The organism is Paralysiella testudinis, assembly GCF_016894345.1.
GTDB classification, from domain to species: Bacteria; Pseudomonadota; Gammaproteobacteria; order Burkholderiales; family Neisseriaceae; genus Paralysiella; species Paralysiella testudinis.
Genome location: NZ_CP069798.1, coordinates 769,426 through 789,760, shown reverse-complemented (window position 1 = coordinate 789,760; position 20,335 = coordinate 769,426). Strand labels below are relative to the sequence as shown.

The 20,335-nt window shown below is 54.3% G+C and carries 15 protein-coding genes and 4 tRNA genes; all 19 read right to left on the bottom strand.

Going from position 1 to position 20,335, the window contains the following annotated elements; genetic code table 11:
* Window positions 1-178: 178 nt before the first annotated feature.
* Window positions 179-4,360, bottom strand: a complete 4,182-nt coding sequence (gene rpoC / locus JQU52_RS03975) for a DNA-directed RNA polymerase subunit beta' (RefSeq protein WP_230339850.1) — start codon at window positions 4,358-4,360, stop codon at window positions 179-181.
* Window positions 4,361-4,432: 72 nt separating this feature from the next.
* A complete protein-coding gene (gene rpoB, locus JQU52_RS03970; protein WP_230339849.1) occupies window positions 4,433-8,629 on the bottom strand; it encodes a DNA-directed RNA polymerase subunit beta in 4,197 nt (1,398 codons plus the stop codon).
* Between the two features lie 298 nt (window positions 8,630-8,927).
* The gene (gene rplL / locus JQU52_RS03965; RefSeq protein WP_230339848.1) at window positions 8,928-9,302 is read right to left on the bottom strand and encodes a 50S ribosomal protein L7/L12; all 375 of its coding nucleotides are present in this window, start codon (window positions 9,300-9,302) and stop codon (window positions 8,928-8,930) included.
* A gap of 50 nt (window positions 9,303-9,352) precedes the next feature.
* Window positions 9,353-9,853 carry a 50S ribosomal protein L10 gene (gene rplJ / locus JQU52_RS03960; protein WP_230339847.1) on the bottom strand — a complete coding sequence of 167 codons (501 nt, stop codon included), beginning with the start codon at window positions 9,851-9,853 and terminating at the stop codon, window positions 9,353-9,355.
* Between the two features lie 336 nt (window positions 9,854-10,189).
* Window positions 10,190-10,882 (bottom strand): 50S ribosomal protein L1, encoded by a 693-nt coding sequence (gene rplA / locus JQU52_RS03955; protein ID WP_230339846.1) that lies wholly within the window; start codon window positions 10,880-10,882, stop codon window positions 10,190-10,192.
* A 2-nt stretch (window positions 10,883-10,884) separates the two neighbouring features.
* Window positions 10,885-11,316: a 50S ribosomal protein L11 gene (gene rplK / locus JQU52_RS03950; protein WP_230339845.1), complete on the bottom strand. Its 432-nt coding sequence runs from the start codon at window positions 11,314-11,316 to the stop codon at window positions 10,885-10,887.
* A gap of 127 nt (window positions 11,317-11,443) precedes the next feature.
* A complete protein-coding gene (nusG, locus tag JQU52_RS03945; RefSeq protein ID WP_230339844.1) occupies window positions 11,444-11,977 on the bottom strand; it encodes a transcription termination/antitermination protein NusG in 534 nt (177 codons plus the stop codon).
* Window positions 11,978-11,979: 2 nt separating this feature from the next.
* Window positions 11,980-12,432: a preprotein translocase subunit SecE gene (secE, locus tag JQU52_RS03940; protein WP_230339843.1), complete on the bottom strand. Its 453-nt coding sequence runs from the start codon at window positions 12,430-12,432 to the stop codon at window positions 11,980-11,982.
* Window positions 12,433-12,496: 64 nt separating this feature from the next.
* Window positions 12,497-12,572: transfer RNA gene (locus JQU52_RS03935), tRNA-Trp, on the bottom strand.
* An 11-nt stretch (window positions 12,573-12,583) separates the two neighbouring features.
* Window positions 12,584-13,774: an elongation factor Tu gene (tuf, locus tag JQU52_RS03930; protein WP_230339842.1), complete on the bottom strand. Its 1,191-nt coding sequence runs from the start codon at window positions 13,772-13,774 to the stop codon at window positions 12,584-12,586.
* 45 nt (window positions 13,775-13,819) lie between these two features.
* A tRNA-Thr gene (locus tag JQU52_RS03925) sits at window positions 13,820-13,894 on the bottom strand.
* Window positions 13,895-14,017: 123 nt separating this feature from the next.
* Window positions 14,018-14,091, bottom strand: a tRNA-Gly gene (locus tag JQU52_RS03920).
* A gap of 52 nt (window positions 14,092-14,143) precedes the next feature.
* A tRNA-Tyr gene (locus JQU52_RS03915) sits at window positions 14,144-14,227 on the bottom strand.
* 157 nt (window positions 14,228-14,384) lie between these two features.
* Window positions 14,385-14,636, bottom strand: a complete 252-nt coding sequence (locus JQU52_RS03910; protein ID WP_230339841.1) for a YfhL family 4Fe-4S dicluster ferredoxin — start codon at window positions 14,634-14,636, stop codon at window positions 14,385-14,387.
* 188 nt (window positions 14,637-14,824) lie between these two features.
* Window positions 14,825-15,385 carry a 16S rRNA (guanine(966)-N(2))-methyltransferase RsmD gene (gene rsmD, locus JQU52_RS03905; RefSeq protein ID WP_230339840.1) on the bottom strand — a complete coding sequence of 187 codons (561 nt, stop codon included), beginning with the start codon at window positions 15,383-15,385 and terminating at the stop codon, window positions 14,825-14,827.
* Window positions 15,386-15,469: 84 nt separating this feature from the next.
* The gene (gene topA / locus JQU52_RS03900) at window positions 15,470-17,767 is read right to left on the bottom strand and encodes a type I DNA topoisomerase (RefSeq protein ID WP_230339839.1); all 2,298 of its coding nucleotides are present in this window, start codon (window positions 17,765-17,767) and stop codon (window positions 15,470-15,472) included.
* Window positions 17,768-17,895: 128 nt separating this feature from the next.
* Window positions 17,896-18,354 (bottom strand): DUF494 family protein, encoded by a 459-nt coding sequence (locus tag JQU52_RS03895; RefSeq protein ID WP_230339838.1) that lies wholly within the window; start codon window positions 18,352-18,354, stop codon window positions 17,896-17,898.
* Between the two features lie 11 nt (window positions 18,355-18,365).
* Complete coding sequence (dprA, locus tag JQU52_RS03890; protein WP_230339837.1) at window positions 18,366-19,538, bottom strand: DNA-processing protein DprA; 1,173 nt, start codon at window positions 19,536-19,538, stop codon at window positions 18,366-18,368.
* A 192-nt stretch (window positions 19,539-19,730) separates the two neighbouring features.
* A complete protein-coding gene (ruvC, locus tag JQU52_RS03885) occupies window positions 19,731-20,264 on the bottom strand; it encodes a crossover junction endodeoxyribonuclease RuvC (protein ID WP_230339836.1) in 534 nt (177 codons plus the stop codon).
* Window positions 20,265-20,335 lie beyond the last annotated feature (71 nt).

Here is a 20,335-nt window from a genome sequence, read left to right as displayed (position 1 = left end):
TTAGCAAAAAACATGCCGTCGCGCGGGCTGGCGCACGCAAGTTCATTCAATCGCCATAAACATACAAGGCTGCCTGAACATTTGTCAGCCCCGATAACAAACAAAAAACAGCCAACGCAAAGCGTTGGCTGTTTGATTGGCCGCCGTTTCAGGCAGCCTGAATGGCGCAAGATAATGCTTAGGCTTGCGGCTCTTCCGCGGCCACTTCGGCAGCCGCACGCATTTCGTCGGCAAACTGCTGGCGACGGGTGCGGTGGTGGGTTAAGCCGGTACCAGCCGGAATCAGGCGGCCCACAATCACGTTTTCTTTCAAGCCGCGCAGGTCGTCTTTCTTGCCCATAATCGCCGCTTCGGTGAGCACGCGGGTGGTTTCTTGGAAGGACGCCGCCGAGATAAAGCTGTCGGTAGAGAGGGAGGCTTTGGTGATACCCAAGAGGATATTGTCAAAACGCACCGGCTCTTTGCCTTCGGCTTCCAGTTTTTCGTTGGCGGCCATCACATCGGCACGCTCCACTTGCTCGCCGGTAATGAAGTGGCTTTCGCCGGAGTCGGCGATGTTCACGCGGCGCAGCATTTGGCGGATGATCACTTCGATGTGTTTGTCGGAAATCTTCACGCCTTGCAAGCGGTAAACCTCTTGCACTTCCTGCACGATGTAGCGGGTAAGCGCTTCAATGCCTTGCAAGCGCAGGATGTCGTGCGGATCTACCGAGCCGTCAACAATGGTTTCGCCACGGTTCACCACTTGGCCGTCGTGCACCAGCACCTGTTTTTCTTTCGAAATCAGGGTTTCGTAGGCCACGCCGTCTACATCGGTAATCACCAAGCGCTGTTTGCCTTTGGTTTCTTTACCGAAGGATACGGTACCGGTAACTTCGGCCAGCATACCGGCATCTTTGGGCGTACGCGCTTCAAACAGCTCGGCCACGCGCGGCAGACCACCGGTAATGTCGCGGGTTTTGGTTGAGGCTTGCGGAATCCGCGCCAACACATCACCTTTGCCGATTTCCTGCCCTTCGCGCACGGTAATCACCGCACCCACCGGGAAAGCCATCGACACCGGCGCATCACCACCCGGCATTTTCACTTCTTCGCCGTTTTCGTCCAGCAGTTTCACCAAGGGGCGCAACAGTTTAGACTGGGTAGCGCTGCGGCGTTTGCCGTCGATCACCACCAAGGTAGACAAACCGGTCACATCGTCGGTTTGCTTGGCCACGGTAACGCCTTCTTCGATGTTTTCAAAGCGCACACGACCGGCGTGTTCGGTAATCATCGGGCGGGTATGCGGATCCCATGTGGCCAAGGTTTGGCCGGCTTTAACGGTTTCGCCGTCTTTCACCAGCAAAATGGCACCGTAAGGCACTTTATGGCGCTCGCGCTCGCGGCCGATGTCGTCGTGAATCACTACTTCAGAAGAGCGACCAATCACCACCAGCTCGCCCTTGTTGTTGGCCACATAACGCATTTGGCTGGAGAAGCGCACCACGCCGCCGGACTTGGCTTCCACTTGGCTGGCGGCAGCAGCACGCGATGCCGCACCACCGATGTGGAAGGTACGCATGGTGAGCTGGGTGCCCGGTTCACCGATAGACTGGGCGGCAATCACCCCCACCGATTCGCCCGAATTCACCAGCTTGCCGCGTGCCAGGTCGCGGCCATAACACTTGGCGCACAAGCCGTAGCGGGTTTTACAGGTAATCGGCGTGCGCACTTTCACTTCGTCGATGCCGGAGTTGTCAATCATATCCACCATGGCTTCGTTGAGCATGGTGCCGGTTTCCACCAAGGTTTCGCCGGTACTGGGGTCTACCACATCAGCCGCGGTAACACGGCCCAAAATACGGTCGCGCAAGGGCTCGATTACATCACCGCCCTGCACCACGGCTTTCATCACAAAGCCGTCGGTGGTGCCGCAATCGTCTTCCACCACCACCAAGTCTTGGGTTACGTCTACCAAGCGGCGGGTCAAATAACCTGAGTTGGCGGTTTTCAAGGCGGTATCAGCCAAGCCTTTACGCGCACCGTGAGTGGAAATAAAGTATTGCAGTACCGTGAGGCCTTCGCGGAAGTTCGACGTAATCGGCGTTTCGATAATCGAACCGTCCGGTTTGGCCATCAAACCACGCATACCGGAAAGCTGCTTGATCTGCGCGGCCGAACCACGGGCGCCGGAGTCGGCCATCATGTAGATGGAGTTGAACGACTCTTGATCCACTTCTTTGCCGTCGCGATCGGTGGTTTTCTGGGTCGACAGATTATCCATCATCGCTTTGGCGATTTTGTCGCCGGTGCGGCCCCAGATGTCCACCACTTTGTTGTAGCGCTCGCCGTTGGTCACCAAACCTTGACGGTATTGCTCTTCGATTTCCTTCACTTCGTGCTGCGCTTCGGCCAGCAATTCGGCTTTTTTGGCCGGCACTTCCATGTCGTCCACGCAAATGGAGATGCCGCCACGGGTGGAGTAGGCAAAACCGGTATACATCAGATGGTCGGCAAAAATCACCGTATCGCGCAAGCCGCACAGGCGGAAAGACGCGTTAATCAGGCGTGAGATTTCTTTTTTCTTCAGCGCCTTGTTGATGTATTCAAACGGCAGGCCTTTGGGCAGGATTTCGCTCAGCAGCGCACGGCCCACGGTGGTTTCGTAGCGGTTGATTACCGGCTCGAATTCGTCTTGGTCGTTTTTCACCCATTCGCGCAGGCGCACGGTGATTTTGGTGCTCAGCTCAACTTGGCGGGTTTGGTAGGCGCGGTGTACTTCTTTCACATCGGCAAACAGGCTGCCTTCGCCCTTGGCGTTGATTTTGTCGCGGGTCATGTAATACAAGCCCAAAACGATATCCTGCGACGGCACGATAATCGGCTCGCCGTTGGCGGGCGACAGCACGTTGTTGGAAGCCAGCATCAAGGTGCGGGCTTCCATTTGCGCTTCCAAGCTCAGCGGCACGTGTACCGCCATTTGGTCACCGTCGAAGTCGGCGTTAAAGGCCGCGCACACCAAGGGGTGCAATTGGATGGCCTTGCCTTCAATCAAAATCGGCTCAAATGCCTGAATACCCAAGCGGTGCAAGGTGGGCGCACGATTGAGCAGAATCGGATGTTCGCGAATCACGTCTTCCAAGATATCCCACACCTCGGCCACTTCCTGCTCCACCAGTTTTTTGGCGGCTTTGACGGTAGAGGCCAAGCCCAGCACTTCCAGCTTGTGGAAAATAAACGGTTTGAACAGCTCCAGCGCCATTTTTTTCGGCAAGCCGCACTGATGCAGGCGCAAGTAAGGGCCCACGGTAATCACCGAACGGCCGGAGTAGTCTACGCGTTTACCCAACAGGTTTTGACGGAAACGGCCGCCTTTACCTTTAATCATGTCGGCCAGCGATTTGAGCGGGCGTTTGTTGGCACCGGTCATCGCTTTGCCGCGACGGCCATTGTCGAGCAAGGAATCCACCGCTTCTTGCAACATGCGTTTTTCGTTGCGCACGATGATGTCGGGCGCACGCAGCTCCAACAAACGCTTCAAGCGGTTGTTGCGGTTGATGACGCGGCGGTAGAGGTCGTTCAAATCGGAGGTGGCGAAACGGCCGCCGTCCAGCGGCACCAAGGGGCGCAAATCCGGCGGCAACACCGGCAGCACGTCCATAATCATCCATTCCAGCTTCATGCCGGAGCGTTGGAACGCTTCCAGCACTTTCAGGCGTTTGGCGATTTTTTTGATTTTGGTGTCGGAGCTGGTGGCATCCAGCTCTTGACGCAAAGTGGCCACTTCTTGGGCAATGTCCAAGCCGCGCAGCAAATCACGGATGCCTTCGGCGCCCATTTTGGCTTCGAAGTCGCCGCCGAATTCTTCGTATTTGGCGTAGAAGTCTTCTTCGGTGAGCAACTGGCGGCGCTGCATGCTGGTCATGCCCGGATCGGTAACCACAAAGGCTTCAAAATACAAAATGCGTTCGATGTCGCGCAAGGTCATGTCCAACACCATGCCCAAACGGGACGGCAAGGATTTCAAAAACCAGATGTGCGCCACCGGTGCGGCCAAATCGATGTGCCCCATGCGTTCGCGACGCACTTTGGACAAGGTCACTTCCACACCGCATTTTTCGCAGGTAACACCTTTGAATTTCAAGCGTTTGTATTTACCGCACAAGCATTCGTAGTCTTTAATCGGGCCAAAAATCTTGGCGCAAAACAAGCCGTCGCGTTCGGGCTTGAAGGTGCGGTAGTTGATGGTTTCCGGTTTTTTCACTTCGCCGTAAGACCAAGAACGGATGGTTTCGGGCGAGGCAATGCCGATTTTGATGGCGTCAAATTCTTCGTCGCTACCGGCTTGCAGCGGATTAAACAAGTCTAATAAGGCTTTCATTTTTGCTCCTGACGGCGCCGCTTTCAGGCTGCCTGAAAAGGTTCAGGCAGCCTGAAAACAGGCTTGCCGGTATTAGTAACGTTCCAAATCGATGTCCAAGCCCAAAGAGCGGATCTCTTTAACCAGCACGTTAAACGATTCCGGCATCCCGGCTTCGATTTTGTGCTCGCCCTTAACGATGTTTTCGTACATTTTGGTACGGCCATTCACGTCGTCCGATTTCACGGTCAGCATTTCTTGCAGCGTGTAGGCGGCGCCGTAAGCTTCTAGCGCCCACACCTCCATCTCACCGAAACGCTGGCCACCGAACTGGGCTTTACCGCCCAAGGGCTGCTGCGTTACCAAGCTGTAGGGGCCGGTAGAGCGGGCGTGCATTTTTTCGTCCACCAAGTGGTGCAGCTTCAGATAATGCATCACACCCACCGTTACCCGGCGGTCAAACGCTTCACCGGAGCGGCCGTCGTACAAGGTGATTTGGGTTTTGGTGGGGTTAAAGCCCAATTTTTGCACTTGCGGATCATCGCTGGGGTAGGCCAACTCAAGGAAGGCCTTGATTTCGCTCTCGTGCGCACCGTCAAACACTGGCGACGCAAACGTGGCACCTTTGCGCAAATTAGCCGCCAAGGTGAGGATGTCTTCATCGCTCAGCTGGCTTAAGTCTTCGCGGTGCATGTCGCGGCCGCCCAAGTCACCGTTGTACATGGTGTCGAGGAACTGGCGGATTTCGGCCACTTTGCGTTGCTCATCCAACATTTTGCCGATGCGCTCGCCAATACCTTTGGCTGCCCAGCCCAAATGCACTTCCAAAATCTGGCCGATGTTCATCCGCGACGGTACGCCCAAGGGGTTGAGCACGATGTCCACCGAACGGCCGTCGGCCATATAGGGCATGTCTTCCACCGGCATGATTTTGGACACCACGCCTTTGTTACCGTGGCGGCCGGCCATTTTGTCACCGGCTTGCAGGCGGCGTTTGATGGCGATAAACACTTTCACCATTTTTTGCACGCCCGGCTGCAATTCGTCGCCTTGGGTGAGTTTCTTCTTCTTGATTTCGTACTGTTCGTCGGCTTCTTGGTGTTTCGATTGCAGGTTGGCTTTAATCAATTCCACTTGCTTGGCGATGGTTTCGTCGGCCAAACGGATGTCGAACCAATCGTGCTTGCTCGGCAAACCGGCCAAGTATTCGGCGGTCACTTCTTTGCCTTTGGCCAGCTTCATCGGGCCACCGTTGACTTTTTGACCCACAATCAGGCGCTCAATACGGTCGAAAGCATCGTCGTTGAAAATGCGCAGTTGGTCAGTTAAGTCTTGGCGGTAGCGTTTCAGCTCGGCGTCGATAATCGCCTGTGCCCGTTTGTCGCGGGTGATGCCTTCGCGGGTAAACACCTGCACGTCAATCACGGTGCCGCTCATACCGGTGGGCATACGCAAAGAGGTGTCTTTCACATCGCTGGCTTTTTCGCCGAAAATGGCGCGCAGCAGTTTTTCTTCCGGCGTGAGCTGGGTTTCGCCTTTGGGGGTAACCTTACCCACCAATACGTCACCGGCTTCCACTTCGGCACCGATGTACACAATGCCCGATTCATCCAAGCGGTTTTGCATGCGCTCCGACAAATTGGGGATGTCGCGGGTGATTTCTTCGGCACCTAATTTGGTGTCGCGCGCCACCACATTCAATTCTTCGATGTGGATGGTGGTGTAGCGGTCTTCGGCCACCACGCGCTCGGAAATCAAAATCGAGTCTTCGAAGTTGTAGCCATTCCACGGCATAAAGGCGATGGTCATGTTTTGACCCAAAGCCAGCTCGCCCAAATCGGTAGAAGCGCCGTCGGCCACCACATCGCCGCGTTGCAGCACGTCGCCTTTTTTCACCACCGGACGTTGGTTGATGTTGGTGGACTGGTTGGAACGGGTGAATTTCACCAAATTGTAAATATCCACACCCACTTCACCGGCGGTGGCTTCGTCGTCGTGCACACGAATCACCACGCGGTTGGCATCCACATACTCCACCACACCGCCACGGCGTGCCACAATCGCGGTAGACGAATCCACCGCTACGGCGCGCTCAATACCGGTGCCCACCATGGCTTTTTCTGGGCGCAGACACGGCACGGCTTGACGTTGCATGTTGGCACCCATCAAGGCGCGGTTGGCGTCGTCGTGCTCCAAGAAGGGAATCAGCGAAGCGGCCACAGACACCACTTGGCCGGTGGCCACGTCCATGTATTGCACGCGGTCGGGCGTGGACATGATGGTTTCGCCTTTTTCACGGCAAGTCACCAATTCGTCGGTGAGGGTACCATCTTCGGCCAGCTCAGCGTTGGCCTGAGCAATCACGAAACGGCCTTCTTCAATGGCCGACAAATAATCGATGTCGTTGGTTACTTTGCCATCTACCACACGGCGGTAAGGCGTTTCCAAAAAGCCGTACTCATTGGTGCGGGCATACACCGACAAGGAGTTAATCAAGCCGATGTTCGGGCCTTCCGGTGTTTCAATCGGACACACGCGGCCATAGTGGGTGGGGTGTACGTCGCGCACTTCAAAACCGGCACGCTCGCGGGTCAAACCGCCCGGGCCCAAAGCCGATACACGGCGCTTATGGGTGATTTCCGATAAGGGGTTGGTTTGATCCATAAACTGGCTCAATTGGCTGGAGCCAAAGAACTCTTTAATCGCGGCAGATACCGGCTTGGCGTTAATCAAATCGTGCGGCATCAGGTTTTCCGATTCCGCTTGGTTCAAACGCTCTTTTACTGCACGCTCTACCCGCGCCAAACCGCTGCGGAACTGGTTTTCAGCCAGCTCGCCCACCGAGCGCACGCGGCGGTTGCCCAAGTGGTCGATGTCGTCCACTTCGCCGTGGCCGTTGCGCAATTCCACCAGCGTGGCAATTGAGGCCACGATGTCGTCTACCGACAGCACATAAGTGCCCGCGGCGGCGGCACCGGCAAAGGTGTCTTTCATCATGCGGCCAAACCAAGTGTGCTCTTGGCTTTCGCTCAATTTTTGCTCGTAGGTGCGGGTGTTGAACTTCATGCGGCCCACGCGCGACAAATCATAGCTGTCTTCATTGAAGAACAAGCGGTTGAACAGCAACTCCACCGCATCCTCGGTGGGCGGCTCGCCCGGGCGCATCATGCGGTAAATCGCCACGCGCGCGGCTTGTTTGTCGGCGGTTTCGTCGGTGCGCAGAGTATTGGAAATATAACCGCCCTGATCCAAATCGTTGATGTACAGAGTATGGATTTCGCCAATGCCGTGAATATCCAGCTGCGCCAGCAATTCTTCGGTGATTTCATCGTTGGCGCTGGCCAACACTTCACCGGTTTCGGCCACAATCACGTCGGCAGCCAAAATTTTACCAATCAGGCTATCCGCTTCCACATCCAAGCGCTCGATACCGGCAGCGGCGATGTCGCGCAGGCTTTTAGCGGTGATGCGTTTGCCTTGCGCCACCAATACGGTGCCGTCTTTGCCCACAATATCGAATTTGGCGGCTTCGCCTTTCAGGCGCGCCAACACCAACGGGGTTTGTACGCCGTCTTTGGAGAGGAAAAACTGCTCTTGGTCATAAAACATCGACAGCATTTGCTCATTGGTGTAACCCAAGGCTTTGAGCAGAATGGTTACTGGCATTTTGCGGCGGCGGTCGATACGGAAGTAGAGCAAGTCTTTGGGGTCAAACTCGAAGTCCAACCAAGAGCCGCGGTAGGGAATGATGCGGGCAGAAAACAGCAGTTTGCCGGAAGAATGGGTTTTACCGCGGTCGTGCTCGAAGAATACGCCGGGAGAACGGTGCAGCTGCGACACAATCACGCGTTCGGTGCCGTTAATCACAAACGAGCCGCTCGGCGTCATCAGCGGGATTTCGCCCATATACACTTCGTTTTCGCGCACTTCTTTTACCACATTGGGCTTAGACGATTCTTTGTCCAAAATCACCAAGCGGATGCGCGCACGCAAAGGGGCGGCATAAGTGATGCCGCGCAATTGGCATTCCTGAATATCAAACAGCGGCTCACCCAATACATAATGCACAAACTCCAGGCGGGCATAGCCGTTGTGGCTCACAATCGGGAAAATGGAATTAAAGGCTGCCTGAAGGCCTTCTTCATTGCGTTTGTCGTAGGGTTTTTCCAACTGCAAAAACTGGGCGTAGGAATTCAGCTGGGTGGCCAGCAAAAACGGCACTTCCAGTACATTGGTACGCTTGGCAAAACTTTTGCGAATGCGTTTTTTTTCGGTAAAGGAGTAGGACATGGAAGATTCTCCAATATAAGAGCGGTTTGGCAAGTAATTCCGTATAAATACTTGGCATAAATACTTGGCTATCGAAATACCGCTTTGGGTGAATTCGGTATCGCCCAGTTTTATTGGGCGCTATTTGCCATCACTGAAGCCTTTATATTGATAGCTTCAGGCTGCCTGAAAAGCTCAATATGTAAAATCAGGAAAATTTATCGGCAAATAGGTAAATATTTATAAAAAATCACTTGCGCCAGACAAGCGAAAGCAGGCCGGCAGCCCTAAGCTGCCAGCCTGTAAAACAACAACGGAATTATTTGATTTCGACTTTGGCGCCGGCTTCTTCCAATTGTTTTTTGATGTCGTCGGCTTCAGCCTGAGACACGCCTTCTTTAACCGGTTTCGGTGCGCCGTCAACCAAGTCTTTGGCTTCTTTCAAGCCCAGGCCGGTAATGGTACGTACCACTTTAATCACGCCCACTTTTTGTGCACCGGCTTCAGTCAAGATTACGTCGAATTCGGTTTTCTCTTCAGCGGCAGCAGCGCCACCGGCAGCAGCGCCACCAGCAACAGCAACAGCGGCGGCAGATACGCCAAATTTTTCTTCGAACGCTTTAACCAAGTCGTTCAGTTCCATCACGGTCAACGCGCCAACGGCTTCCAAAATGTCTTCTTTAGTAATAGCCATGCTATCAAAACTCCATAAGATTTAAATAAATAATTCGATTCAGTGCTTGCTTAGGCGGCTTCAGTTTCGGCTTTTTTTTCAGCCAAAGCAGCCAACGCACGAGCAAAGCCGGCAACAGGTGCCTGCATAACGTACAGCAATTTAGACAACAACTCTTCGCGGCTCGGAATGGATGCCAATTCGCCCACTTGGGCAACATCCAGCAAGTCGCCGTTGTAAGAACCGGCTTTGAGCACGATTTTGTCGTCTTTTTTTGCAAATTGATGCAGTACTTTTGCAGCAGCAACCGGATCTTCAGACGCCGCGTACACCAACGGACCCACCATTTGGTCGGCCAAGGCGGCAAATGAAGTACCTTCTACCGCACGACGAGCCAAAGTGTTTTTCAGAACGCGCAGATATACGCCTTCTTTACGCGCATTGGCACGCAGTTCGGTCATGCTGGCAACACTGATACCGCGATATTCAGCAATCACCATAGTTTGAGCATTAGCAATACCAGCACTAATCTCTTCTACGGCGGCTTTCTTGGTTTCAATATTGAGACTCAAGGTCTACCTCCCACTGTTTTAAAATCAGAGCAGCGGCAACGCCACCACTCCACCAGCGCGGCAACCCAAAAAGACATTGACAGGACAAGCCTGGAAAAAATGTTCTGGGACTACCGTCTGCGTAGGGTTAAACAATTAAAGCCCGCAAGCTCCCTACGGTCTTGGACATCTACCCGGCAAGCCGGGTAGCCCAATTATTCAGGCAGCCTGAAAGGCTACCTGAACAAATTTTATAGCAAATTCAAAAAGCAAGATAACAAGGCGGTGAGCCGTAGACAGTACGTCTAGTACGACAAGGCGAACCAACGCCGTTAGGTTGTTTTTTGGGATTTGCTATTAATTAACACTACCGGTGTCAACACGTACACCCAAACCCATGGTGCTGGATACGGCGATTTTCTTCATGTACTGGCCTTTAGCGGCAGCCGGTTTGGCTTTCACAATGGCGTCCAGCAAAGCATTGAAGTTTTCACGCAAATCGGCTTCGGCAAACGAGGCACGGCCGATGGTGGCATGCACAATACCGGCTTTATCGGTACGGTATTGAACCTGACCGGCTTTGGCGTTTTTCACGGCTTCGGCCACGTTTGGCGTTACCGTGCCCACTTTCGGGTTCGGCATCAAACCGCGCGGGCCCAAAATGGTACCCAATTGGCCAACAATGCGCATGGCGTCCGGAGAAGCAATCACCACATCGAAGTCCAGATTACCGGCTTTGATTTGCTCAGCCAGATCTTCAAAACCCACAATATCGGCACCAGCTTCTTTAGCTGCTTCGGCATTGGCGCCTTGAGTAAATACCGCCACACGGGTGGTTTTACCGGTGCCTTTTGGCAACACCACAGCGCCACGAATCACTTGGTCTGATTTACGCGGATCCACACCCAGATTGAAAGATACATCCACAGATTCGTCGAATTTAGCGGTGGCATTGGCTTTCACCAAACCGATGGCTTCATCGATGGCGTACAGCTTGTTGTGCTCAACCGCAGCGCGTAAAGCCTGCATGCGTTTAGAAATTTTTGCCATGATTACACACCCTCCACTTCCAAGCCCATAGAGCGGGCGCTACCGGCAATAATGCGCACTGCCGCATCCAAATCAGCAGCCGTCAAATCGGCTTGTTTGGTCTTGGCAATTTCTTCCAATTGTGCGCGGGTCACGGTGCCCACTTTATTGGTCAGCGGATTGGCGCTGCCTTTTTGCAAGCCAGCGGCTTTTTTCAGCAAAATAGAGGCAGGCGGGGTTTTCATCACAAAGGTGAAAGACTTGTCTGCAAACGCCGTAATCACCACCGGAATCGGCAAACCCGGCTCCATAGATTGAGTAGCCGCGTTGAATGCTTTACAGAATTCCATGATGTTCAGACCGCGCTGACCCAAAGCCGGGCCAACCGGAGGAGAAGGATTGGCTTTACCTGCAGGAATTTGCAGTTTAATGTAGCCGATGATTTTCTTTGCCACTTGTTACACTCCAAAAATGGGTCAAACGCAGCCCACAAGGCCGCTCCCCGAAAAGACAGACCGATAAGTATAAAAGAAATACAATTCTTTTACAAGAATCAGTCGATTACCCACCACAAAACTGTGGTTAAATTTTCTCTACTTGCGCAAATTCCAACTCAACTGGGGTTTCGCGGCCAAAAATCTGCACCGATACCCGCAATTTGTTGCGCTCGTAATTCACCTCTTCCACCACGCCGTTAAAGTCAGCAAACGGACCTTCGCTCACCCGCACTTGCTGGCCTACTTCAAACTGCACTTTGGGCTTGGGTTTCTCTACGCCGGTTTGCACTTGCTGCAAAATGGCATCCACTTCGCGCTGCATAATCGGTAGCGGACGGTTGCCAGTGCCGCCGATAAAGCCGGTCACACGCGGGGTGCTTTTTACCAGATGCCAAGAATCGTCGGTCATTTCCATTTCTACCAACACATAGCCGGGGAAAAATTTACGCTCGCTGATGGTTTTGCGGCCATTTTTAATGTCCACCACCTCTTCCACCGGCACCAACACTTGGCCGAAATAATCGGCCATGCCTTCGCGCTCAATGCGCTCCTTCAGGGTTTTCTGAACGTTTTTTTCAAAACCGGAATAAGCATGCACCACATACCACTGCTTCGCCATGACTAACCCCTTTTCATCAATACATCAAAAAACAACCACGAAATCAGGCTGTCGGCACCCCAAATAAACAGCGCCAACACACTCACAAAGGCCAATACAAATAATGTCATGCGCGCCGTTTCCGCACGGTCGGGCCACACCACCTTGCGCAGTTCGGCGGTTGAGTCTTTCACGTAAGCACTCAAGCCCCGGCCGGCCGAGCTCCAGCGAAACACAATCAAAATAGCCGCCACCACCCCCACAACCGGGAACAAGGCACGCACATACACCGGCAACTGTGCCGCCAGCGCATAAAAACCATACACACCAGCCACCACCAATACCGCCGCCAAAATGAATTTGGCCCAATCACTGCGCCGGATTGCCGCGCGCTCTTGCTGGGCTTTCAGCCGGGCTTCGGTTTTGGCATGAATCTTCGGTTTGGCTACAACATCTTTCGATGTCTTGTTGTCCATAATCAATACAACCTTTAACAATACGAAAAAGACTAATCGGCACAAGGCCGATTAGTCTGTCTTTTGGCAGGCCAGGAGGGTCTCGAACCCCCAACCCTCGGTTTTGGAGACCGATACTCTACCAATTGAGCTACTGGCCTAAAACCTCAAATTAAGCAATTACGGTAGAAACCACACCAGCACCCACGGTACGGCCACCTTCGCGAATCGCGAAACGCAGGCCTTCTTCCATGGCAATCGGGGCAATCAGTTCTACAGTGATGGCCACGTTCTCACCCGGCATTACCATTTCCACGCCTTCGTTCAGGCTTACTGCGCCGGTCACGTCGGTGGTGCGGAAGTAGAATTGCGGACGGTAGTTGGCGAAGAACGGGGTATGACGGCCACCCTCTTCTTTGCTCAATACGTACACTTCGGCTTTAAACTTGGTGTGCGGGGTGATAGAGCCGGGCTTGGCCAATACTTGGCCACGCTCTACGTCTTCACGTTTGGTGCCGCGCAACAATACGCCTACGTTGTCGCCTGCTTGGCCTTGATCCAGCAATTTGCGGAACATTTCCACGCCGGTACAGGTGGTTTTTTGGGTGGGCTTCAGGCCTACGATTTCAATCTCGTCGCCCACGTTAACGATACCGCGCTCTACACGACCGGTTACTACGGTACCACGGCCGGAAATAGAGAATACGTCTTCAATCGGCAGCAGGAAGGGTTTGTCTACGGCACGCTCGGGCGTGGGGATGTAGCTGTCCAATGCGTCGGCCAGGGCGAAGATGGCGGTTTCGCCGATGTCGCTGCTGTCGCCTTCCAGGGCTTTCAGAGCAGAGCCTTTGATGATGGGTACGTCGTCGCCGGGGAAGTCGTAGCTGGAGAGCAGGTCGCGGATTTCCATTTCAACCAGTTCCAACAGTTCTTCGTCGTCAACCATGTCGCATTTGTTCATGAACACGAGGATGTAGGGTACGCCTACTTGGCGAGCCAACAGGATGTGTTCGCGGGTTTGCGGCATGGGGCCGTCGGCGGCAGAGCATACCAAGATGGCGCCGTCCATTTGGGCAGCACCGGTAATCATGTTTTTCACATAGTCGGCGTGACCCGGGCAGTCTACGTGGGCGTAGTGGCGGCCTTCGGTTTCGTATTCAACGTGTGAGGTGTTGATGGTGATGCCGCGGGCTTTTTCTTCCGGGGCATTGTCGATTTGGTCGTAGGCTTTGGCCGCGCCACCGAATTTTTTAGACAAAATGGTGGTCAGTGCGGCAGTCAGGGTGGTTTTACCATGGTCAACGTGACCGATGGTGCCAACGTTTACGTGCGGTTTGTTCCGCGCGAATTTTTCTTTAGCCATGGCTACTTCCTATTCCTAAAGATTTTACGGGTTTAAAAAAAGAGGTGGTGCCCATGGGCAGAATTGAACTGCCGACCTCTCCCTTACCAAGGGAGTGCTCTACCCCTGAGCTACATGGGCTTAATTGTATAGTAAATTGAATTAAAACCAATACTGCGTTGGCTCGCCTTGCCGTACCTGCGTACTGCCTGAGGCTCGCCGCCTTGTCTTGATTTTAATTAAATCACTATAAAAACAACTTTTTGGAGCGGGTGAAGGGAATCGAACCCTCACCGTAAGCTTGGAAGGCTTCTGCTCTACCATTGAGCTACACCCGCTAAAACTTACTTAAACTGCTTAAAACAGCCACTCCAAGCAAGACTTGAATTTTGGTGGAGGGAGAAGGATTCGAACCTTCGAAGCTTTCGCAACAGATTTACAGTCTGCCCCCTTTGGCCGCTCGGGAATCCCTCCAAAAGAGAACGGCATAATAATGAAGCCGCGCATACTCGTCAAGGCGATTTGATTTTTTTTTCACTAAAAAATAATCAAAATACTGTTTTTAATCAATTTAAAATTATGGCTGCTTGGCTAAGTTTTGCATCACCGCCGGGTAGCCAGAAACTTGGGTTTATTTGTTTTTCATCAACTGCTCATATTTGACTTGCAACTGCTCCGGGGTTTCCGGGTGCTCTTCGTCAATCAAAATACAATCCACCGGACACACTTGCTGGCATTGCGGCTCATCGTAGTGGCCGACGCATTGGGTGCATTTGCTGGGCTCGATTTCATAAATCTCATCGCCTTGGTAGATGGCATCATTCGGGCACTCAGGCTCGCATACGTCGCAATTGATGCACTCATCGGTAATAAAGAGTGACATTGTGCTTATCCTTCTGTTTGTGTTTTCAAAACCGATAACGGCGGATTATAGCACACTCCGTTTTCCATTCGTGTCTTTACTCTGGCTTTGCATTTTGAGAACCATTCTTATACCAACTCTACAAAACAACCTAACTGCGTTGGCCCGTATAGTTATCTGATTTTGTTAAATTGGCATTAAACACACGCTTATTCAGCCACTTGAGCATAAACCCGCAATTCAAACCGGCTCATGCCCGCTTTGCCCTGCCGGTGCGCTGCCAACCAAGTCGGTATTTCAGGCAACGCACCGGCTTCGATGTATATCTGTGCGCCGTCTTTCAGGCAGCCTGGCAATAAGTCGAACAATAAAGGCCATTGCTGCCAGGCAAAAGGCGGATCCAAAAACACCACATCAAATGCGGCTACCGCCGTACGCAAATAAGCCAGCGCATCTGTGGTGATGATTTCGGTTTGCGCCAAACCCAGCGTTTGCACGGCTTGCGCCAATGTGCGCGCGGTAGCTCGGTTTTGCTCCACCAGCACTACACTTTTGGCATGGCGCGAAGCCGCTTCCAGCCCCAAGGCACCGCTACCGGCAAACAAATCCAACACATTTTTGCCGCTTAAATCCTGCCCGAGCCAATTAAATACTTGCTCGCGCACCCTGTCCGGCGTGGGGCGCAAGCCTTCAGCATCGGCCACCGCCAATTTGCGACCGCGATGGGTGCCGCCGATAATGCGCACTTGATTAAGGTATTTTTTCTTCATAACGGGCTTGCCATAATGCATCAAAAGGCTTTCAGGCAGCCTGAAAGCCTTTTGGATTTTACAATCAATTTTTAGCAGCTTAAATTACGACTCTTTACCTGCAGGCGGTTCAATCTGCTCTTTCCAGCCGCATTCTTTTTGCGGACATACTTTTTCCACGCCCCAGCGTTTGGTGGTTTTGATGGTGAGCACCGGCCATTGGCAATTGGGGCAGGTTTCGGCGATGGGGGGATTCCAAGTGGCGTAGTCGCAATCGGGGTAGGTATTGCAGCTATAAAACAGCTTGCCGTAGCGGCTTTTGCGCTCGATTAAATGGCCTTTGCCGCATTTGGGGCAGGCCACGCCGGTGTCTTTGGGCGGCTCCAAGGGCTCGATGTGTTTGCACTTGGGGTAGTTGGCGCAGCCGATAAATTTGCCGTAGCGGCCGCGTTTGTAGACCAATTGGCCGCCGCATTTGGGGCAGTCGCGCCCTTCCACCACGGTGGGCTCTTCTGCTGCTTTGGCCGCTTCTTCGGCGGTTTCGCCCACATTTCGGGTGTAATCACATTCGGGGTAGCCGGAGCAGGCCACAAAGCGGCCGCGTTTGCCGAACTTGATTTGCAATTGGTGCTGGCCGCATTTGGGGCAGGTTTCGTCCAGATTTTCGGCGGTAAGCTCGGCGCGCGGGATGTCTTCTTTGGATTTAACTTCTTTATCAAAGCCTTTCCAAAACTGCTCCATCACCGGCACCCAGCGGCGTTTGCCGCTGGCGATGTCGTCGAGCTGGTCTTCGAGCTTGGCGGTAAAGTGGTAATCCACATAGTGGCCGAAATGCTCGGTGAGAAATTTGTTCACCACTTCGCCGGTGTCGGTGGGCAGGAAGCGCTTTTGCTCCAAGGTAACGTATTCGCGGTCTTTGAGGGTGGAAATAATGCTGGCATAGGTAGACGGGCGGCCGATGCCGAATTCTTCCAGCGCTTTCACCAAGCTGGCCTCGGAGTAGCGCGGCGGCGGCTGGGTAAAGTGCTGCTCGCCGTAGAGTTTGTCTACCGGCAGGTTTTCGCCTTCTTTCAGCTCGGGCAGTTTTTTGTTGTCTTCGTCGTCGTCCGCATCGTCTACGCCTTCTTCATACACGCTGAGGAAGCCGGCAAAGGTTTGCACTTGGCCGGTAACGCGAAAGATGCCTTTGCCCACCACAATATCCACGGTGGTGGTATCAAAACGGGCCGGGGCCATTTGACAAGCCACGGTGCGCTGCCAAATCATTTGATAGAGCTTGAATTGCTCGGCACTCAAAAACGGCTTCACCGCCTCCGGCGTGCGGTATACCGAAGTGGGGCGGATGGCCTCGTGCGCCTCTTGTGCGTTTTTGGATTTGGTTTTGTAGACCTTGGCGCTGGCGGGCAGGTAATCGGCACCGATTTTGTTATCGATGTAGTGGCGGATTTCGGTGATGGCATCGTCCGACAAGCTAAACGAGTCGGTACGCATATAGGTAATCAGGCCGATGGCGCCCTGCCCCACGTCGATGCCTTCATACAACTGCTGGGCGGTGCGCATGGTGCGGTCGGTGGTCATGCCCAGCTTGCGCACGGCTTCTTGCTGCAAAGTAGAGGTGGTGAACGGCGCGGCGGGGTTGCGGCTGCGTTTTTTCTTTTCCACCTGAGCCACTTGGGCGCTTTGCCCGTCTAAGGCTGCGATAATTTCGCTTTGGCGCGCTTGATCGGGTACATCAAACTGCGCCAGCTTCTGCCCTTGCCAGTGGGTGAGCTTGGCGGTGAATTTGGTGCGGCTTTTGTGGCTGTCTAAATGCACGCTCCAGTATTCTTGGGTGGTAAAGGCGCGGATTTCGTTTTCGCGCTCGCAAATCAGCCGCAAGGCCGGGCTTTGCACGCGCCCAGCACTTAGGCCGCGGCGGATTTTTTTCCACAACAAGGGTGAGAGGTTAAAGCCCACCAAATAATCCAGCGCCCGGCGGGCTTGTTGTGCATCCACTAGGGTTTGCGACAAGGCACGCGGGTTGGCAATGGCCTCGAGCACGGCTTTTTTGGTGACTTCATGAAACACCACCCGCTGCGCTTGCAGATTTTTAAGCCCGCGCTTGGATTTGAGGATTTCCTGCAAATGCCAGGAAATGGCCTCGCCTTCCCTATCCGGGTCGGTGGCCAGATAAAGGTATTCGGCTTCGCGGGCGGCGGCCACAATGGCGTCGACATGTTTAACGTTGCGGCTCACCAGCTGGTATTTCATGGCAAAGTCGTTATCGGGGTCGACCGCGCCGCTTTTGGGCACCAAATCGCGCACATGGCCATAGGAAGCGAGGATTTCAAAGTCGCTGCCCAGGTATTTTTTCAGGGTTTTGGCCTTGGAAGGCGATTCGACAATCAACAGGTTTTTTGCCATTTGCTCAGGCTCTTCTTTAAAGAATGGCGCCGCCGAATAAGGGCTGCGGCCGGGGTGTGGTGTGGAACCAAAAAGCTTTCAGGCTGCCTGAAAGCTTTGTTTGTGTTTGTATTAAGCCATTATGGTGTTTAGTGCATTACGGCTTCGCCGTTCAGCACCGCCATCAATTCGTCGCCAATCAGCACCGGCAACTCGGATTTGTGTGCCCACAACACCAGCAGCGCCAGCACTTTGGCGTGGTCGGTGGTGATGTCATCATCGGGCAGGCTCATTAAGGCGTGCAGCACCAATTCGCGCTGTTCGGGGTTAATCGCGCCGTTGTGCTCCAGAAAATGCAACAGGCCGTAGACTTCGGTGGGCAGGGCTTCCAGCTCTTCGGCGCAGTAAACGCGCAAGGCAGTGCTTTGGCGCAGGGCGTCGGCAGGAATATCGGCCTGGCGCTTAAGCACATCCACAAACCACAAGGCACTGCCGATTTCTTCATCATCAAAGCCCACTTCTTCCAGCAGCTCGCCCAAGTCTTCGCGCGGCGGGCAGGCATCGAAATCTTGAAAGTGCTCAATCAAAAACGCAATTACATCAATCATTTTTCTTCCTTTCAAGATTGAACACGTTGGTAACGGCCACCGGGAAGGGCGGCGATGCTGCCGGCCAGCTCCAGCTCGGTAAGTTCAGCATACACATCTGCGGCGGCGATGCCAAGCGTTTGTGCCAGCGCATCGGGATGCACCGGGTCAAAGCCCATTTGCGCCAACATACCATGCTGCGATGCAATATTGCCAGCATTTTCCTGCGTGGCAGCCGCACTTGGCAAGCTTTCAGGCAGCCCAGATGGTTGCAGCGGCGCATTTTGCAAGGGGCTGCGGCCAAAGCTGTGTTGCAATGAGGCCGCCATCAGCCCCGGGCATTCCTGCCAAATGTCGTCCAAATTTTCGGTGAGCTTGGCACCTTGTTTGATTAAAGCATGGCAGCCTTTGCTGTGCGGATTATCGATCGAGCCGGGCACCGCCAGCACTTCGCGCCCCATTTCCGCCGCCAGCCGTGCGGTAATCAGCGAGCCGGACTCCGGCGCGGCTTCCACCACCAAAGTGGCTTGGCTCAGGGCGGCGATAATGCGGTTGCGGCGCGGGAAATTGCCCGCCACGGGGCGGGTGTCGAGCGGGAATTCCGACACCACGCAGCCTTGGCCGGTGATTTGCTGCGCTAGCGCCTTATTTTTGGCCGGATAAACCCGATCGATGCCGGTGCCCCACACCGCCACAGTAGCACCGCGCCCGCGCAACGCGCCTTCGTGGGCGGCGGTGTCAATCCCGTCGGCCATGCCCGACACCACCACCACACCCGCATCCGACAAGGCCTGGCCGAAATCGCGCGCAATGCGCAGCGCCTGCGGGGTGGCGTGGCGACTGCCCACAATCGCCAAGGCCGGGCGGCTGAGGCTGGCCACATCGCCGCGCACAAACAACAAGGGCGGCGGTGCCATGCCTTCGGCCAGCATCACCGGATAATCGGCATCGGCCAGCAACAGCAAACGCCCGTCGGCATGGCTCGTTTCCCAGTTTAACGCCGCTTCGGCGGCTTGACGCGCCGCATCACCGCGCCAATGTTTTAAGGCTGCCTGAAAGTGCAAATGCGGCTTTAGCGCTTGCGGGTCTGCCGCCAACACGGCCGCAGCGCTGCCGAAATGCTGCCACAGCCGCAAAAAGCTTTCTGCGCCGATATACGGGGTTAACGCCAATTCAATCCAAGATTCACGCTCGCGGGTGTCCATTGCTTGCTCCCCGTTGGTGTTGAGTTGTTGAAGTTAGCCATCTGCTGATTAAGGCTGCCTGAAACCGCCAAACATTTCTCGTAACCATCTTACATAAAATACAGCTTGGCACATCAAACCAAAACAGGCCCCAAATCTGATACGCTAAGGCGCATCGTATGCCGCTATTTTGTTGAGCCTGCCTGAAACCCGCTACCGAAACCGCCCTGCCTTAATGGTAAGCCCGTGTTGGATTTGTGCGGCGAGGCTGTGGTTGCGCAGGGCGTGGGTGAGGGCGACAGCCAGGCCGTCGGCGGCGTCGGCTTGCGGGGTGCCGGACAAGGCCAGCATTTGCACCACCATGTGCTGCACCTGCTCTTTGGCGGCCTTGCCTTTGCCCACCACCGCCTGCTTCACTTGCAAGGCGGTGTATTCGTATACGGGCAAATCATGCAGGGTGAGCGCGGCAATGGCGGCGCCGCGTGCCTGCCCCAGCATCAGCGTGGCCGCCGGATTGACATTCACAAACACCTGCTCCACCGCCGTTTGCGTGGGGCGGTAGGTGACGATGATTTCATTGATGTGGCGCACAATCACGGCAATGCGCTCGGCCAAGGGCGCGCCCACGGGGGTTTTGATGCAGCCGGAAGCCACATAGCTGTGGTGGCGCCCGGCCACGTCAATCACGCCGAAGCCGGTAACGCGGCTGCCGGGGTCGATGCCCAAAATGCGTGTGTTTGCCTGCATGGTGATGGTTTGTCCAAGCGCTTTAAGATTTGTAATACGGCCGATTATATAGCCGATTTTGGGTGCTGCTG

Coding starts and splice junctions, on each gene's coding strand:
- dprA (WP_230339837.1), bottom strand. CDS start 19,538: ATGGACACCCGCGAGCGTGAATCTTGGATTGAATTGGCGTTAACCCCG.
- rpoB (WP_230339849.1), bottom strand. CDS start 8,629: ATGTCCTACTCCTTTACCGAAAAAAAACGCATTCGCAAAAGTTTTGCC.
- topA (WP_230339839.1), bottom strand. CDS start 17,767: ATGGCAAAAAACCTGTTGATTGTCGAATCGCCTTCCAAGGCCAAAACC.
- tuf (WP_230339842.1), bottom strand. CDS start 13,774: ATGGCTAAAGAAAAATTCGCGCGGAACAAACCGCACGTAAACGTTGGC.
- rpoC (WP_230339850.1), bottom strand. CDS start 4,360: ATGAAAGCCTTATTAGACTTGTTTAATCCGCTGCAAGCCGGTAGCGAC.
- secE (WP_230339843.1), bottom strand. CDS start 12,432: ATGGACAACAAGACATCGAAAGATGTTGTAGCCAAACCGAAGATTCAT.
- rplL (WP_230339848.1), bottom strand. CDS start 9,302: ATGGCTATTACTAAAGAAGACATTTTGGAAGCCGTTGGCGCGTTGACC.
- ruvC (WP_230339836.1), bottom strand. CDS start 20,264: ATGCAGGCAAACACACGCATTTTGGGCATCGACCCCGGCAGCCGCGTT.
- rsmD (WP_230339840.1), bottom strand. CDS start 15,385: ATGAAGAAAAAATACCTTAATCAAGTGCGCATTATCGGCGGCACCCAT.
- JQU52_RS03910 (WP_230339841.1), bottom strand. CDS start 14,636: ATGTCACTCTTTATTACCGATGAGTGCATCAATTGCGACGTATGCGAG.
- nusG (WP_230339844.1), bottom strand. CDS start 11,977: ATGGCGAAGCAGTGGTATGTGGTGCATGCTTATTCCGGTTTTGAAAAA.
- JQU52_RS03895 (WP_230339838.1), bottom strand. CDS start 18,354: ATGATTGATGTAATTGCGTTTTTGATTGAGCACTTTCAAGATTTCGAT.
- rplA (WP_230339846.1), bottom strand. CDS start 10,882: ATGGCAAAAATTTCTAAACGCATGCAGGCTTTACGCGCTGCGGTTGAG.